The following is a 14,865-nucleotide window of genomic DNA, read 5'->3' on the forward strand; positions in this document are numbered from 1 at the left end:
TTGAATTTTTATTATTTATTTTTTGAATAGATATTTTCCAGGTCTTACTGATTAAACCTGTCCTTTTTCTGGGCATACTCAGTGATGGCTTCAGCAAAATGTTTGACAATACGCGAGTCAAACTGCGTTGCACTGCACCTGTGCAACTCCGCTACCGCCTCTTGCATCGTCATGTTTTTTCGGTAGTTTCTCCTGGAAGTCATGGCGTCATAGCTATCTACGACAATAAGTATCTTGGTCAAATCGTCCAGCTGATCGCCGACCAGCCCATCAGGATATCCATTGCCATCCATTCTCTCATGGTGGTGTCTGATTATAAATCGTTCCCTCTCCATAAAACCGAGCGGCTGAATAATATTCGCCCCGACACTGGGATGCTTGCGAATTAACACCCACTCTTCCTCAGTCAATTTTCCAGGTTTTTGAATGCAGGAAAGATCTATGACCAGTTTTCCTATATCATGAAACTGAGCGGCTCTCCTGAGAACAAGGATCTCACTTTCAGGCAGCTTCATGGCTGTACCGAGCATCAGTGCATATTCCGTTACCCGCATGGTATGACCGGCAGTATAAAAATCCTTTTCCTCCATGGCATTCTGCAGACTGGTCATCAATTGGACAGTGGCATTTTCCAGGCTGTTGCTGTAGGAAAGCAACAGTTTATTCTTTTCTTCAAGCTCAATGGCCTTGGTTAAAATATCATCCTCAAGAGACGCCTTGTATTGTCGTTCCTGAAGGACATACACCCTCTTTTCAATAGCCCGGCGAATTTTAACATTAAAAATATCAAGATCTTCAATGGGTTTGGTAAGAAAATCATAAACCCCGAGATTTATTGCCTTTACCGCATAATCCATTGAACCGGCACCGGTGAGAAAGAGCACCGGTATTTCAAAATTACGATCATTAAGCTTCTGCATGGTGGCAAAGCCATCCAGGCCAGGCATATTGATGTCGAGGATGATAACATCATAGCTGTCGTCGACCTGATCAAGAATCTCTTGACCACTGGATGCAGTATCAACAAGATAGCCAAACAGTTCGAGTATATTCGATACCGTCGTGCGCACCATGCTGTCATCGTCTCCGATGAGTATTTTTTTCGATCTTTTGTCCAAAAAAGATATCTCCACTTCTCCTGAAAAACCGAGTGATTTCCGAATCTACATTTTTCAGCGGCTTTTTGCAAATTCGTTCATTACTGCTTCACTGTTTCATCACGTCTTGTCGGAAAAAATAAGAATATATGTAGAGACGGGTGTCATGATATGCAATCATTATCTTAAATATATCAGGATATAAATATGATATCATCCCGGCACAAAGTTTTGCCGGATTCGTTGTAGTGCCTCTTGAGGGGGAGAATTTCCTTCGCGAAATAAATTTCTTGTAGAAACATGATAAATTTATGTGATTACGACTAAAGTTCAGCTTAGAAAGTGTCCAGAGGGATATGAGGTGCCCTTTGCACGGGTGTTCTGCAGCCTGGATGGCTGCGGTCAAGCCCCCAGGGATGGGTTTATGGCGTCCCGTGCAAAGGGCATCTCATATCCCTCTATAGCTGAGGTTTAGTCGTAATCACATAATTTTATTTCTAAAAAATGTAAATCACTAATCCCGCCCAACAGATTCGCGGGACTTTGTTTAATACTCGCTTGACGGGTGCTCTTTTCTGTACTCGCTTGACGGGTATAAGTTCCTTCACGAAATAAAATTCTTGTAAAAAAACACAAGAATTTTATTTCTAAGTCACTAAAAAGAAAAACGCAATTCCATAACAATGAAATTGCGTTTTTAGCTGTTGAAAAGAATTCAATCACATAGGTACTATCAGTTTATTGGTATCTTCATTCCAGGTAACAACCAGGTACCAGACAATCATGACAATGCCTATAATAAGAAGCGTAGGTCCGTAGCCAAGTGTATCGGGCAAATATACATACGAACCAAGAACCCCGTCGGCCTCAAATTCCTGATCTCTGAACCAGGCCGTCATTATAGAGGAGCTGATAGAGAAAAAGGGTACGACCATCATCAGCTTGACCTGCCCTTCCCCTACCCGCCAAAGGGTTCCGGATCCGCAGCCACCGGCAAACATTGCCCCAAGGCCGAAGATAAAGCCGCCAACGACCCCACCCCAGCCAAAAGTTCCCCGTACATAGTTCGCGGCGGCCAGTACGGCCTCCCCTTCTGCCCGAACCGGGACAGCATATTTCAACACAGCGGCACCGATGGCCACAATAAAAATGGACAGCATGACAGATTTTGCAAGGGTACAGTCACCGGTCATATGCGGTTCACGAAAACCCTGAACCATACACCAGCGTCCCCGCTGCATGGTATAACCAAGGCAGGCAGCAATGACAATGACACCGCTGAGAGACGCAATGTAGTCACTGTCTTCATTGTCGGCATAGAAATATGATGCCCAGACAATTCCTATAATTCCTATAATTCCAAGCCCGTAAATGATGGCTGGAGGAAAGGTAAAAGTTTTCGATCCGCCGTCACCCCAGGTTATATGTTCCATTTCCAGGTACAGAAGTTTTAGACCGAGAATGACACCAAAGACGAGGCCGAACATCATGGTAAAGCCATTAGCGGCGAGATTGCCGATAGCATTGTAGAATCCACCGACGTTACAACCTCCAGCCAGGGTGGCGCCTATTCCCATGAGAATACCGGCAATGACCGCTTTAACCATTTCTCGATAGGGCGGTATCCTCAAAGCAAAGTCTTTGCCAAGACAGGCAGAGATAAATGCTCCCACAACAAAACCGATGCCAATCACCGAACCGGAATCGACAAAGATGGATCGAGGTGCTTCATCGAAATACTGAAAGACGCCAGCCTCGGTACCAAGCAGTTGTGCCGTACCATACATGATCCAATCGCCCCAATTCCGAATGGCTCCCACCGCGCCCCAGGGTCTCCACCAGGCCATCATCAGAACTGAGAAAAAAGCGACAATGACGCCGGTTACATAAGGATTCCATTCTTTTGCGCATAGCAAGGTATAGAGATCCTTTACTTTATTTTTAAAAACTGACTCTTCACTCATGACTCGTATCTCCAGGTTGAATAAAAATATACACGTATCCTCTTATGATACGTGAATTTTTTACACAGCCCTTGTTTTTTTGTCAAGACCAACTACTGAGACGCCAACAACAACCACAATGTAGCCATTTGGTTTTATTGTATCTTTCTAAATAGTTACGAACGCGGGCTTTTCATTTCTTGACAGAAATGCGCTGCTACGGTATAGGTCAGTTTTGCAATTAATGCTTGGTAAATAGAATAGAGGCATATATTGTAGTTATATGCCCATAAATTTTTAATTCAATTTCAGGAGAAAAAAATGAGTGATCAGAAAGCTGCCCCTGCTGATATTCAACCCAAAAGTATCCTCGATGCAAAAGGTTTAAGTTGCCCTATGCCTCTTCTTCGCACGAAAAAAGAGATAGGAAAGCTTGCTTCCGGTGAAATTCTTCAGGTTGACGGTACCGATCCAGGTTCCAGAAACGATATTCCCGGCTGGTGTGAGCGTTCCGGTCATGAATATCTTGGTGAAAAGGAAGGATCCGGTTTCATCAGTTTTTTCATTAAAAAAGGTTAATTTCTTTCACCGTTCCACATCCGGAACTCAATAAGAAAAATAATCCAATGTAGATACAAACAATTATTCTGACTCGTTTGTATCTACATTCTTTTTTCAACAACCCAAATATAAAATATAGCCACCATTATTTTCTGGAGGAAGTTAACATGGCGAAAAGTTTAGGTATATTCGTAACTTCACCTGACAGCCTGCAACATGCCATAGGTGTTACCAAGGCGGCCAAGGCAAAAGGTTCGAAAGTTAAAGTGTTTTTCACCTGGAAGGCAACTGCCCTGTCCAAAGATCCTGCTTTCAAGGGGCTTTGTGAGTTAGCTGACGATGTTTCCATCTGCGTTGACAGCTATGTAAAACAGGGTTTTAATGTTGATGATGTTCCTGCCGGTCTGACCCCCAAGAAAATGGCGACACAGGCGCAGCATGGTATTATGATCGAAGATTATGACTGTTATCTTAGTCTGTAAGGAGATATTGGTATGGAATATAAAAAAGTGTGTTTGATGTACCGTCACAAGGATTATGCCGTTGATGGAATTCGATCAGCTCTTGGCCTTGCTGTTGAGAATATGTATGCCTATGGCGTTGTTATGGATGTAGAAATACCAAAACTTGATGAACTCAATCAGGAAAGCATTGAGATGCTGCGTGACATGGAAGGAGAAGTTTATTCCACAGTTCCAGCCAATGTCGAGATAAATGGTTTAGAGCCTATTACCATCGAAGAACTCGGTGAAAAACTTCGCGACATGACGCATATCGTCCCGTACGGTATAAAATAACCTTGCCAGGAGTATCCCTATGAAAATATTAAATGTATATAGATCCGAACCGGATGCCACCGTCAAAAAACTGGTGGAAATTGTTACTCGCGACAGAGAGTCCGATACCTTTAATCTTAATACCGAAAATCCGGATTACGATGCACTGGTCGATAAAATTTTTGCAGCTGACCAGACCATCTGCTGGTGGTAATTGCCAGTAACACTGTTACTGAACTTTTGAGTGACTCAGAAATAATAATCTTGTGCTTTCTGCAAGATTATTATTTCTTGAGAACCCCAGTTTATTCTCCTTTCACCTGCAGCAAAGTTTCCATAACAGCGTCATGGAGCATCGGTCTGAATTTTTTAATAGGACTGAGATCTTCTCCACTGAGAACCCGGTTGGTAAGTACAACTATCGCTATTTCTCTTTCAAGATCAATCCAGAAAGAGGTTCCGGTAAAACCAAGATGACCAATACTCAGCTCGGAGAAATAATTGCCGCTGCTGGACAAAGCCGTCGATGGAGTATCAAAACCAAACCTCCAGTTCCCCTTTTTCAAATCTAATGCGTTTCTGAGGGTTTGCGAGCTGTAAGACGGATGATGCAGTCTGCCTCGATATTGCAAAAGTATATTTTCGCACATTGCGAGAACTCCTTTTGCCGTTCCAAAAAGCCCGGCATGACCGGCCACTCCTCCCAAGGCTCGACAATTATCATCGTTAACCTGTCCATACAGCCTCGTTTTTGACCAACTACACTCCCCTGTGGCCGCGTATATTCGAGAGTCTTTTTGTTGTCTGTTGACGAAAAAAACGTCGTTTTCGAGGTATAAGGGTTTGGCAATCTTGTGCTGCCAATATTCATCTAGAGGATGTCCGGAGACTTTTTCAATTATTCTGCCGAGAAGCATAAAACCAAGATCGCTGTAAATAATTTCACTGCCCGGTTTACATAAAAGATTTTCACCAAGAATCCATTCTATCATGCGATCCATCCTTTTTTCCAAAGGAATGGACAACAACTTTTCATAATAAGGACGATGTGCCGGTAAGCCGGAGGAATGTGTCAAGAGATGAAAAAGGGTAATTTCTGCTTTATCTGGCATACGAACTCTAAAAAAGTCAGTAATATTTTGCTCAGTGTTAATTTTATTTTCTTCTAAAAGAGCGAGCATACTGAGGGAGGTAACGAGAGGTTTGGTAAGGGAAGCAAGATCAAATACGGTCCGTTCATCAACCGGACAGACACTTTCCCCCTTGTCCGTACATCCATAGTAGCAAATATTGCCTTCCTTCACCCCTGCCCTTACTCTGAAGTATCCGACGGAACATGCCGAAAAAACTTGCTTTTTCAAGTTATCATCGAGAAGCTTATCAATTTTTTCATGACAAATATCAGCTGTTCTTTTTTCCATTGCTCAATTATATTATTCTATTGAATTTTTTAGCTATTTTTACTAGATTATGAACCGTCGGCTGGGCTATCAAATCTTTAATATTTCGTTAAAATTCGATCTTCTCATAAAGACAGTTTTATCTCTTTCAACAACGTTTTCAACAGACATTAAACAGCCTATTGTTCATAGTTTATGGAAAAGCTGTTTACAATAGTGTTGATAACTTTTTATCAACATAATGAAAAAGATAACAATAGGTTCGTTGTTTAAATAATTTCCTTAAATTTTAGCCTATTACACACCATATCAACATATCAGTCGTCTTAATAGTAATAAAAGATATAAATATACTAAGGATATGCCAAAAGGAGTTCCTTAATGTCACTCAATTGTACAGTAAGTAAAAACGATCTGCTCGAAGGTCTGAATAGCCTGCAAAATATAACCAATAAAAAAGGAACGTTAGCTATTCTATCCAACGTTCTTATAAACACCGTCAATGGCGGCCTCAGCCTGACTGGTACAGATCTGGAAGTTGGTTTGCGGCTTTTTGTGCCGGCAGAAATCCATGACGAAGGTTCCTTGACGCTGCCTTCAAAGAAAATTTTCGAAATAGTAAGAGAATCCGGTTCTGACACTATCAGTATCGAAGAGACTGAAAACAGCTGGGTCGTCATTAAAGCCGGATTGAGTACCTATAATCTGGCGGGTATGCCCAACGATGAATTTCCTGAATTTCCTGATTATGAAGAAGATACATTTATACCCTTCGAAAGTTACATTTTTTTAGAGCTTATAGAAAAAGTTATCTATTCCATCGCCAACGAACAGGAAAACATCTACTCCCTGACCTCCGTTCTCTTTGAAAAAGAAAAAATCGACGAAACCTACTATCTGAGAATGGTCTCATCTGATGGACACAGACTTTCCATTATGAGAAAAGATGTGGCTGCAGACCTGGATCAGCTCCAACTCAATGAGGTTACCCTTATTCCGAAAAAAGGGATTCAGGAGTGGAAAAAATTCTGTGAAGGAAGGGATACCATTGAAGTTTCCTTTGAACCAAAACAGGTGGTGCTTCGGGATGATCGAGCGGTGATGATAATTCGTCTGAAAAATGGTGAATTTCCCCAGTATTCTGCCATTGTTGAAGCTATTCAATTAACTAATTGTTTGAAAATAAACCGAATTCCTTTTCTGGATTCCCTCAAAAGGATAAATCTTTTCACGGAAGACATTTTTCATACCATTCAGCTCAAAATAGAGCAGAACAAGATGATCCTGTCATCGCAAAATGCTGATCTCGGCAATGCCAAGGATGAACAAAATATAGTGTACAGTGGGGAACCGCTTACCCTTGGTTTTAACTGCCGATATTTTATCGAGACCCTGCAGGTTATGGAATGCGAGACAGTCGAGGCATACATAAACTCAAACAGCAGTCCCTGTCTTATGAAGTCAGAGGAAGACAAAGGCTTTATCAGTATAATCATGCCGATGCAGTTATGATATCCACTCATATATTGCGTTTTTCATAAAGATTAAACTCGTAAAACCCTGAAATAGAACATGGCTGAGTAAAAAGATTTATATACGAGAAGAAAAATTTTTACGAAACCATCATATAAAAGGAACAAGTGTGACAGATTTAACGAATAACTACGATGCACAGCAGATACAGGTTCTGGATGGTCTTGAGGCAGTGCGCAAAAGACCATCCATGTATATCGGCAATACCGGCGAAGAAGGGCTCCACCATCTTATCTGGGAGATTGTCGACAATAGTATAGATGAAGCTTTGGCCGGCTATTGCAGTCGAATAAGGGTAACTATTCATGAGGATAATTCCGTTTCCGTCGAAGATGATGGCCGGGGGATTCCCGTGGATAAACACCCAACCGAAAATATGACTGCTCTTGAACTGGTCATGACTACTCTGCACGCCGGCGGTAAGTTTGACCATTCGAGCTATAAGGTTTCCGGTGGCCTTCATGGAGTTGGTGTGTCGGTAGTCAACGCCCTGTCCATTGAAACGGTTGCGGAAATCCGTCGCAATGGAAAAATTTACCAGCAATCATATAAATACGGCGATAGGACCGGCGAGTTGCTGGTAATAGGCGAAAGTGAAAAAACCGGCACGAAAATCACCTTTACGGCTGACCCGGAGATATTCACCGAAACAACCGTTTATAACTATGAAACGGTAAAAAGCAGGTTGCGTGAGCTGAGTTTTTTAAATAAAGGACTGCGCATCTATCTGAAAGACGAACGAAGCGGTGAAGAAGATAAATTCCATGCTTCCGGTGGTATTGTGTCTTATGTGGAATACCTTAACCGTAAAAGAACACCGGTCTTTGATCCGCCAATCTTTATCTCCGCTGCCAAGGATAACGTGGAGGTGGAGATATCTCTGCAACACTATGATGGATACTCCGAAAGACTCTATAGCTTTGTAAATAACATTAATACCCGTGAAGGCGGCAGTCATGTTGCCGGCTTTAGAGCAGCGCTGACCCGATGTATCAATAAGTATGCCAACGATGATATGATCCCGAAGAATATGCGGGAAAAAATGGGTGGCGACGACGTGCGGGAAGGTCTTACCTGTATTATTTCCGTTCGTGTACCTAACCCGCAATTTGAGGGTCAGACCAAAACGAAACTTGGCAACAGTGAAGTAAAGTCTATTGTTGAATCGGTCTGTACCGAGAAATTAACGCTCTTTCTGGAACAAAATCCTGGGGTGGCCAAAAAAATTCTATCCAAGGTTGTCGATGCGGCGCGGGCGAGAGAAGCTGCCAAAAGAGCCAGGGATCTGTCGCGCAAAAAAGGCTCAACCAGTATGATGATGGCCGGAAAGCTTGCTGAGTGTCAGGAAAAAGATCCGGCAAAGCGAGAAATATTCATCGTCGAGGGTGATTCTGCCGGAGGTTCTGCTAAACAGGGCAGAGACAGGTCTAACCAGGCTATTTTACCGCTTCGGGGAAAAATCCTCAACGTTGAGAAAGCCAGGTTTGATCGGATTCTCGGGAGCGAAGAAATAAAACATCTTATCGGTGCACTTGGCTGCGGTATTGGCAAGGATGAGTTTGCTCTCGAAAAGCTCCGTTATCATAAAATTATCATCATGACCGATGCCGATGTGGATGGAGCGCACATCCGTACCCTGCTGCTTACCTTTCTGTACCGGCAGATGGCGCCTCTGGTCGAAGGTGGTTTCGTTTATATAGGCCAGCCTCCCCTGTACCGTCTGGGAAAAGGCAAAAAAGAACAATATTTTCTCGATGAAAATAAGCTTAACAGCCATCTTTTCACCCAGGCCAGTGAAAATTTTAAGATTGAACTCTCCGGCCCGGAAAAGATGACCGTTGAGGGTTCCTTGTTTGTCGAGTTGTTGGAAAAGCTCTCGGTTTACCAGCGGATTATGCTGTTTATGCATAGAATGAATATCTGGGAGGAATTGCTCTATTTTCTCCTCGAAAATAACATAAAATCTGCCGATCAGTTTAAAGATGAGTCCTTTGTCAGAGACCTGAAAGAAAAGCTTCCTGAAGAAAAACTCGTTATCGGCAATATCCGTTCATGTCGGTGGCGCGCGGACTGTTATGAATTTGATATTGCCGTGCGTGGCCAGGTTCAGATAATGGTGACACTTGGTCCACAGATACCACTCATCAACGAATACAGGACTGCGCTGAACCTTTTTCCGGTTATCCGGCAGTATCTCCAGACCGGTTTCACTATTATCTTTACCGGTGCAACCAGACAGGAAAAAGAGATTACAGCGGCCAACTGGAGTGAGATGTTGAAAATAATAAGAGATGAATCCTTTAAAGGAAGTCACCTCCAGCGTTACAAAGGTCTTGGTGAAATGAACCCGGAGCAACTATGGGATACCACCATGAATCCCGAAAACAGAACTCTCATGCAGGTAACAATAGACGATGCTGAACAGGCAGATGATATTTTTACCACCTTGATGGGTGATAAAGTCGAACCAAGAAGAGATTTTATCCAAACCCACGCATTGGAAGTTACTGACCTGGATATCTAATCCCGGGAGAAAGAATAAAAGTCGGGATTATTTACAATGCCCAAAAGAGAAAGAGGCTCTTTTAGTACCCCTCTTTTTGGGTGTAAGTATCCGCTGCACACTATGTTCCCTGTAAAAAGGAAAAATAGTGTGCAGAGGTACGAACCTCGATACATGGGACATACAATGGTGCCCATTTTCAACCAAGTTAATTAAAAAGCAGATATTTACTTATGAGCGCAGATACTGAGAAAAGTAGTGAGCAGTTTCCGACAATATCCATAGAAAAAGAGCTACAGAAATCCTATCTCGAATATGCCATGAGTGTCATCGTCGGCCGTGCTCTGCCGGATGTTCGCGATGGTTTGAAGCCGGTACACAGACGAGCTCTTTTCGCGATGCGGGAATTAGGAGTCCATTTTAACCGTCCCTACGTCAAATCAGCCAGAATTGTCGGTGATGTTATCGGTAAGTATCATCCCCACGGCGATACTGCCGCTTATGACACTATCGTGCGAATGGCCCAGGATTTTTCTCTGAGATATCCGCTCGTTGATGGACAGGGCAACTTCGGTTCCATGGATGGCGATTCTCCGGCGGCCATGCGATATACCGAAGCGAGAATGACGAGGATTGATAGGGAGATAGTCAACGATCTCGACAAAGAGACCGTTGACTGGATTCCTAACTACGATAACTCTCTGAATGAACCGGCGGTTATGCCGAGTAAGATTCCTAATTTATTAATTAACGGATCTTCGGGTATTGCCGTGGGCATGGCGACAAATATTCCGCCGCATAACCTTACTGAGGTGTTAGATGCCCTGATCACCATGGTAGACGATCCGAATATTACGGTTCATGAGATAATGTCTATCATCACCGGTCCGGATTTTCCCACCGGAGGCCAGATCTGCGGTAGAGCAGGAATAAGAGAAGCCTATGAGACCGGCAAAGGCGTTATTGTTATACGGGCGCTCACCCATATCGAAAAGATAAAAGAGGGGAAAAGAGAAGCAATTATCATCACCGAAGTTCCTTATCAGGTGAATAAAGCCAGTCTGGTCGAAAAAATTGCCGAGCTGGTCAAAGATAAAAAAATCAATTCCATATCCGAAGTTCGCGATGAATCGGACCGACACGGGCTGCGTGTAGTCATTGAACTGAAGAAAGACGAGATTGCCGATATTGTCATCAATCAGCTCAATTCGATGACGCAGATGCAGAAGTCTTTTGGCATCATTTTGCTGGCCATCGTTAATAACAAACCTGAAATACTCAATATTAAACAAATTCTTGAACATTTTATTGTTCATCGAAAGGTAATAATCTATCGTCGTACCGCCTTCGAACTGAGAAAAGCTGAAGAAAAAGCCCATATTCTGGAAGGGTTGAAGATAGCCCTGGATAATCTTGATGATGTGGTAGCGCTGATCAGGGCTTCGAATAGTCCGCAGGAAGCGAAAGACGAATTAATTCGTCGATATGACCTCAGTGAAATCCAGGCGCAGACTATTCTCGATATGCGCCTGCAGAGGTTGACTGGACTGGAGAGGGAAAAAATTGTCCGGGACTACGAAGAAATAATGGAGGAAATTAAAAATTTAAAAGCAATTCTTGCCGACCCACAGCTGGTCATGCAGATCATCAAGGATGAATTTAACGAACTGAAGGAACAATATGGTGATGATCGCCGGACAGAAATAATCGACGCTACCGATGAAATTCTTCCAGAAGATATGATAGCCCCTGAAGATATGGCGGTTACCATCACCCACTCAGGGTATATAAAACGTAATCCGGTCTCGCTCTACCGCTCGCAGAATAGAGGGGGTAAAGGGGTAACCGCGGTTAAGAATATTGAAGAAGATTTTGTTTCCGACCTCTATGTTGCCTCGACTCTCGACACATTTTTGTTTTTTACCAATCAGGGCAAGGTGTTCTGGCGAAAGGTATATATGCTGCCCTCTGCCGGCAGAACTGCCAGGGGCAAAGCAATCGTCAACCTGCTCAACCTGGCGGAAGACGAAAAACTTGCCGCAATTCTGCCAATAGTGAGTTTTGATGATGAATCAAATGAAAAAACCATTCTCATGGTCACTAAATCCGGTCGAATTAAAAAGACCAGTCTGCAGGAATTCAGCCGACCGTTGCGCAAAGGAAAACGAGCACTGACCATCAATGAGGGTGATGAAATTATAGCCGCCCATCTGCTCAACGGCGATGACACCATTCTGCTTGTTACCAGAAAAGGCATGTGTATTCATTTTGCGGAATCCGATATACGAACCATGGGCAGGACCGCAGCGGGGGTAATGGGGATTAGGCTCGGGGCTGACGACATTGTGGTCAGCGCGATTGTCATTAATTCCAATAACTCGGTTCTTATTGCGACCGAAAACGGCTTTGGCAAAAGAAGTCCTATTGAAGAATACCGGCTCCAGAAACGCGGCGGCAAGGGCGTAAGAGGGATTAAGAGAAGTGAGCGAAACGGCGATGTCATTGCGGCCAAGCAGGTAGATGATGAGGAAGAGGTCATTCTCATTGCTGATTCGGGCAAAATGATCCGCATGGACTTGAGTACCATTAGAGTCATAGGCAGGAGTACTCAGGGAGTAAAACTGATTAATCTCGATGAAAATGAGCGGGTTGTAAGTATGGATAGTGTGGCCAAAGACACCAGCAGCGATGACGACGAGGAAATCGTCGATGACGAAAACAACGTTGAAATCAGTGAAAGTGATGACACAGAGCCCGGCACAGATGAAGAACAGTCTGAATAAAGGCGGTAAAATTGCACTAATTGGTGCGGGATCATGGGGAACGGCGCTGGCGATTCTTCTGGCCGGAAAGGGCTATGCCGTTTGTCTGTGGGGGCATAACAGCGACCATGTCGACAAGCTGATCAGCGACAGGGAAAATAAAAAATATCTTCCTGGCAGTTTGTTTCCGGTAAATCTGCAGGTCGTACACCCGTTGCGGCAGGCAGTGGAAAATGCCTCCCTCATTGTCATGGCGGTACCTTCCCATGCGTACCGCCGGGTCTTTGCGGCAATGGTCCCTTTCCTCATGGAGAATTGCCGAATTGTATCTGCAGTGAAAGGCATTGAAAATACAACACTCATGACCATGACTCAGGTCATGAGTGAGATCCTCACCACACAGAGTGACATCCCCAAAAATATACAACTGGGGGTTATATCCGGGCCCTCATTTGCCAAGGAAGTTGCCCTGAAGGTGCCGACAGCGGTCACTATCGGTTTCAAGGATTTAGCGGTGGCAAAAGAAATGCAGCAGGTCTTTGTGACAGAATTTTTCAGGGTCTATGCCAGTTCCGATGTTATTGGACTTGAGATAAGTGCGGCTCTTAAAAATATAATAGCAATTGCCGCTGGAGTCTGCGATGGATTGGGGTATGGACTGAACACCCGGGCGGCGCTGATAACCCGCGGACTTGCTGAAATACAACGTCTTGGAGCAGCCATGCACGCCGAAGCGGCAACCTTTGCCGGTTTAAGCGGGCTTGGCGATCTCCTGCTCACCTGTACTGGAGATCTGAGCAGAAACAGAACAGTCGGTTTAAAACTCGGGAAGGGAAAAACTCTCGATGAAATTAACGGCGAAATGGACATGGTCGCTGAAGGGATAAAAACGACCCTGTCCGCTTACCATCTCGCCCGAAAAATGAAGATAGAAATGCCCATTCTTGAGCAGGTCTACAACATACTATACCAGGGAAAAAGCTGTTCGGAGGCCGTAAAAGACCTCTTAACCAGAGAATTAAAAGTCGAGTAAAGCGCTACATCTCATCGGACCAGTCTTTATGCGCAAACTGGCTGTGATCAGGTTTGGGCGGTTTTTCTTCCTGTAGACGCTGTTCCAGCCATTTTTTTATCATTGTCGCTTCGGCTTTAACTTCAGCTAAAGCCTTACCCCGATGACTCACCTTGTTCTTTTCTTCCATGGACAGTTCGGCAAAGGTTTTGCCCAGTTCTTCAAAATAGAAAAGAGGGTCATAGCCAAAACCATTCTCTCCCCTCTTTTCATCAATTATTATACCATCGCATTTCCCTTCGTAGGTCAGCGCAGGGCCTGACGGTACGGCAATAGAAAGAACACATTGAAAATGAGCCCGGCGGTTTTTAACGCCCTGCAGGGCCTTGAGCAATTTTTGGCAGTTCTCCTCGTCGGTGGCATTTTCGCCGGCATACCGGGCTGAATATACGCCCGGTTCCCCATTGAGGGCCTCGACAACAAGACCGGAGTCGTCAGCTATTGCCGGAAGACCAAGGACCTTGGCTGTATGAATGGCTTTTTTATAAGCATTTTCATCAAAAGAATCGCCATCTTCGATAGCTTCCGGAGTCGGGCCAAAGTCATCGAGACTGCGTATTTCAATCTGGAGATCCTTGAGTATTTCGCGAAATTCACGAAGTTTATTCTTGTTGCGAGTTGCTACAACCAAAATGGAAAGCATAAAAATTACCTCATAACCGAAAAAGTGAAATCAGCCCTTGCGCAGGCTTTTGTCGTATCGTTCCTGTTCACTGTAAACACAGCCGCAATATGGTTGACGATACATCTCGCGTTCTTTCGATATGTCGATACCATACTGCCACCCTTCCCTGAAATCCTTATAATAAAACAAAACGTTGTATTGCTGGGCCAACTGTTCACAGAGGGCTATTATTTGCGAATGGCCCTGGTATTTACTGTAGAGCAGAGTTGTCGTGAAAGCGTCAAATCCATTTTCCCTGGCCAGCGATGCCGTTTTTTCAAGACGCATACGATAACAGATAGAGCATCTTTGTTGTTCATAAAAGGCGACCCTGCGCACAAAATCGGTAAGACCGTACTTCTTCTCGATAATGAGCGGCAGTTTGCTCTCTGCGGCGTAGTCCTCCAGGGTGGAAAGCCGGCGTTGAAATTCCTTGAAAGGATGAATATTGGGATTTAAAAAGTGGCCGGTAACCGAGGCACCCTCTTCACGCAGTACGGTGAGTGGATAAATGGTACAGGGACCACAGCAAACATGGAGTAAGACACGCATCG

At 44.0% G+C, this 14,865-nt stretch carries 13 protein-coding genes; 8 read left to right on the forward strand and 5 right to left on the reverse strand.

The genetic code is table 11. The annotated features are described in order from the left end of the window. Positions 1-44: 44 nt before the first annotated feature. Complete coding sequence (locus tag FCL47_RS11160) at positions 45-1,118, reverse strand: HD domain-containing phosphohydrolase (RefSeq protein WP_240744211.1); 1,074 nt, start codon at positions 1,116-1,118, stop codon at positions 45-47. A 698-nt stretch (positions 1,119-1,816) separates the two neighbouring features. Next, on the reverse strand, positions 1,817-3,061 hold the full coding sequence (locus tag FCL47_RS11165) for a YeeE/YedE thiosulfate transporter family protein (RefSeq protein ID WP_136813577.1): 1,245 nt from the start codon (positions 3,059-3,061) through the stop codon (positions 1,817-1,819). A gap of 300 nt (positions 3,062-3,361) precedes the next feature. On the opposite strand from FCL47_RS11165, the gene FCL47_RS11170 reads away from it, so the two are divergent. From FCL47_RS11170 to FCL47_RS24555, 4 genes are all read left to right on the forward strand, one after another. Beyond that, positions 3,362-3,619 carry a sulfurtransferase TusA family protein gene (locus FCL47_RS11170; protein WP_136813578.1) on the forward strand — a complete coding sequence of 86 codons (258 nt, stop codon included), beginning with the start codon at positions 3,362-3,364 and terminating at the stop codon, positions 3,617-3,619. A gap of 149 nt (positions 3,620-3,768) precedes the next feature. After that, positions 3,769-4,083: a peroxiredoxin gene (locus FCL47_RS11175; protein ID WP_136813579.1), complete on the forward strand. Its 315-nt coding sequence runs from the start codon at positions 3,769-3,771 to the stop codon at positions 4,081-4,083. 12 nt (positions 4,084-4,095) lie between these two features. Continuing rightward, positions 4,096-4,398, forward strand: a complete 303-nt coding sequence (locus tag FCL47_RS11180; protein WP_136813580.1) for a hypothetical protein — start codon at positions 4,096-4,098, stop codon at positions 4,396-4,398. A 19-nt stretch (positions 4,399-4,417) separates the two neighbouring features. Beyond that, positions 4,418-4,591: a hypothetical protein gene (locus FCL47_RS24555; RefSeq protein WP_167496464.1), complete on the forward strand. Its 174-nt coding sequence runs from the start codon at positions 4,418-4,420 to the stop codon at positions 4,589-4,591. A 91-nt stretch (positions 4,592-4,682) separates the two neighbouring features. On the opposite strand, the gene FCL47_RS11185 is transcribed toward FCL47_RS24555, so the two are convergent. Beyond that, positions 4,683-5,798, reverse strand: coding sequence for a serine hydrolase (locus FCL47_RS11185; RefSeq protein ID WP_136813581.1), 1,116 nt, complete (start codon positions 5,796-5,798; stop codon positions 4,683-4,685). 360 nt (positions 5,799-6,158) lie between these two features. On the opposite strand from FCL47_RS11185, the gene dnaN reads away from it, so the two are divergent. From dnaN to FCL47_RS11205, 4 genes are all read left to right on the forward strand, one after another. Further along, positions 6,159-7,289: a DNA polymerase III subunit beta gene (gene dnaN / locus FCL47_RS11190; protein WP_136813582.1), complete on the forward strand. Its 1,131-nt coding sequence runs from the start codon at positions 6,159-6,161 to the stop codon at positions 7,287-7,289. 130 nt (positions 7,290-7,419) lie between these two features. Further along, on the forward strand, positions 7,420-9,834 hold the full coding sequence (gene gyrB, locus FCL47_RS11195; protein WP_136813583.1) for a DNA topoisomerase (ATP-hydrolyzing) subunit B: 2,415 nt from the start codon (positions 7,420-7,422) through the stop codon (positions 9,832-9,834). Between the two features lie 212 nt (positions 9,835-10,046). Then, positions 10,047-12,596 (forward strand): DNA gyrase subunit A, encoded by a 2,550-nt coding sequence (gene gyrA / locus FCL47_RS11200; RefSeq protein WP_136813584.1) that lies wholly within the window; start codon positions 10,047-10,049, stop codon positions 12,594-12,596. Continuing rightward, the gene (locus FCL47_RS11205) at positions 12,577-13,608 is read left to right on the forward strand and encodes an NAD(P)H-dependent glycerol-3-phosphate dehydrogenase (protein WP_136813658.1); all 1,032 of its coding nucleotides are present in this window, start codon (positions 12,577-12,579) and stop codon (positions 13,606-13,608) included. The genes gyrA and FCL47_RS11205 overlap by 20 nt, the downstream gene beginning before the upstream one ends. Positions 13,609-13,612: 4 nt before the next feature. Here the strand turns inward: FCL47_RS11205 and FCL47_RS11210 are convergent, their stop codons facing one another. Further along, positions 13,613-14,290 carry an XTP/dITP diphosphatase gene (locus tag FCL47_RS11210; RefSeq protein ID WP_136813585.1) on the reverse strand — a complete coding sequence of 226 codons (678 nt, stop codon included), beginning with the start codon at positions 14,288-14,290 and terminating at the stop codon, positions 13,613-13,615. A 30-nt stretch (positions 14,291-14,320) separates the two neighbouring features. Next, positions 14,321-14,863: an epoxyqueuosine reductase QueH gene (locus FCL47_RS11215; RefSeq protein ID WP_136813586.1), complete on the reverse strand. Its 543-nt coding sequence runs from the start codon at positions 14,861-14,863 to the stop codon at positions 14,321-14,323. Positions 14,864-14,865 lie beyond the last annotated feature (2 nt).

Source organism: Desulfopila sp. IMCC35006 (assembly GCF_005116645.1).
Classification (GTDB): Bacteria; Desulfobacterota; Desulfobulbia; order Desulfobulbales; family Desulfocapsaceae; genus Desulforhopalus_A.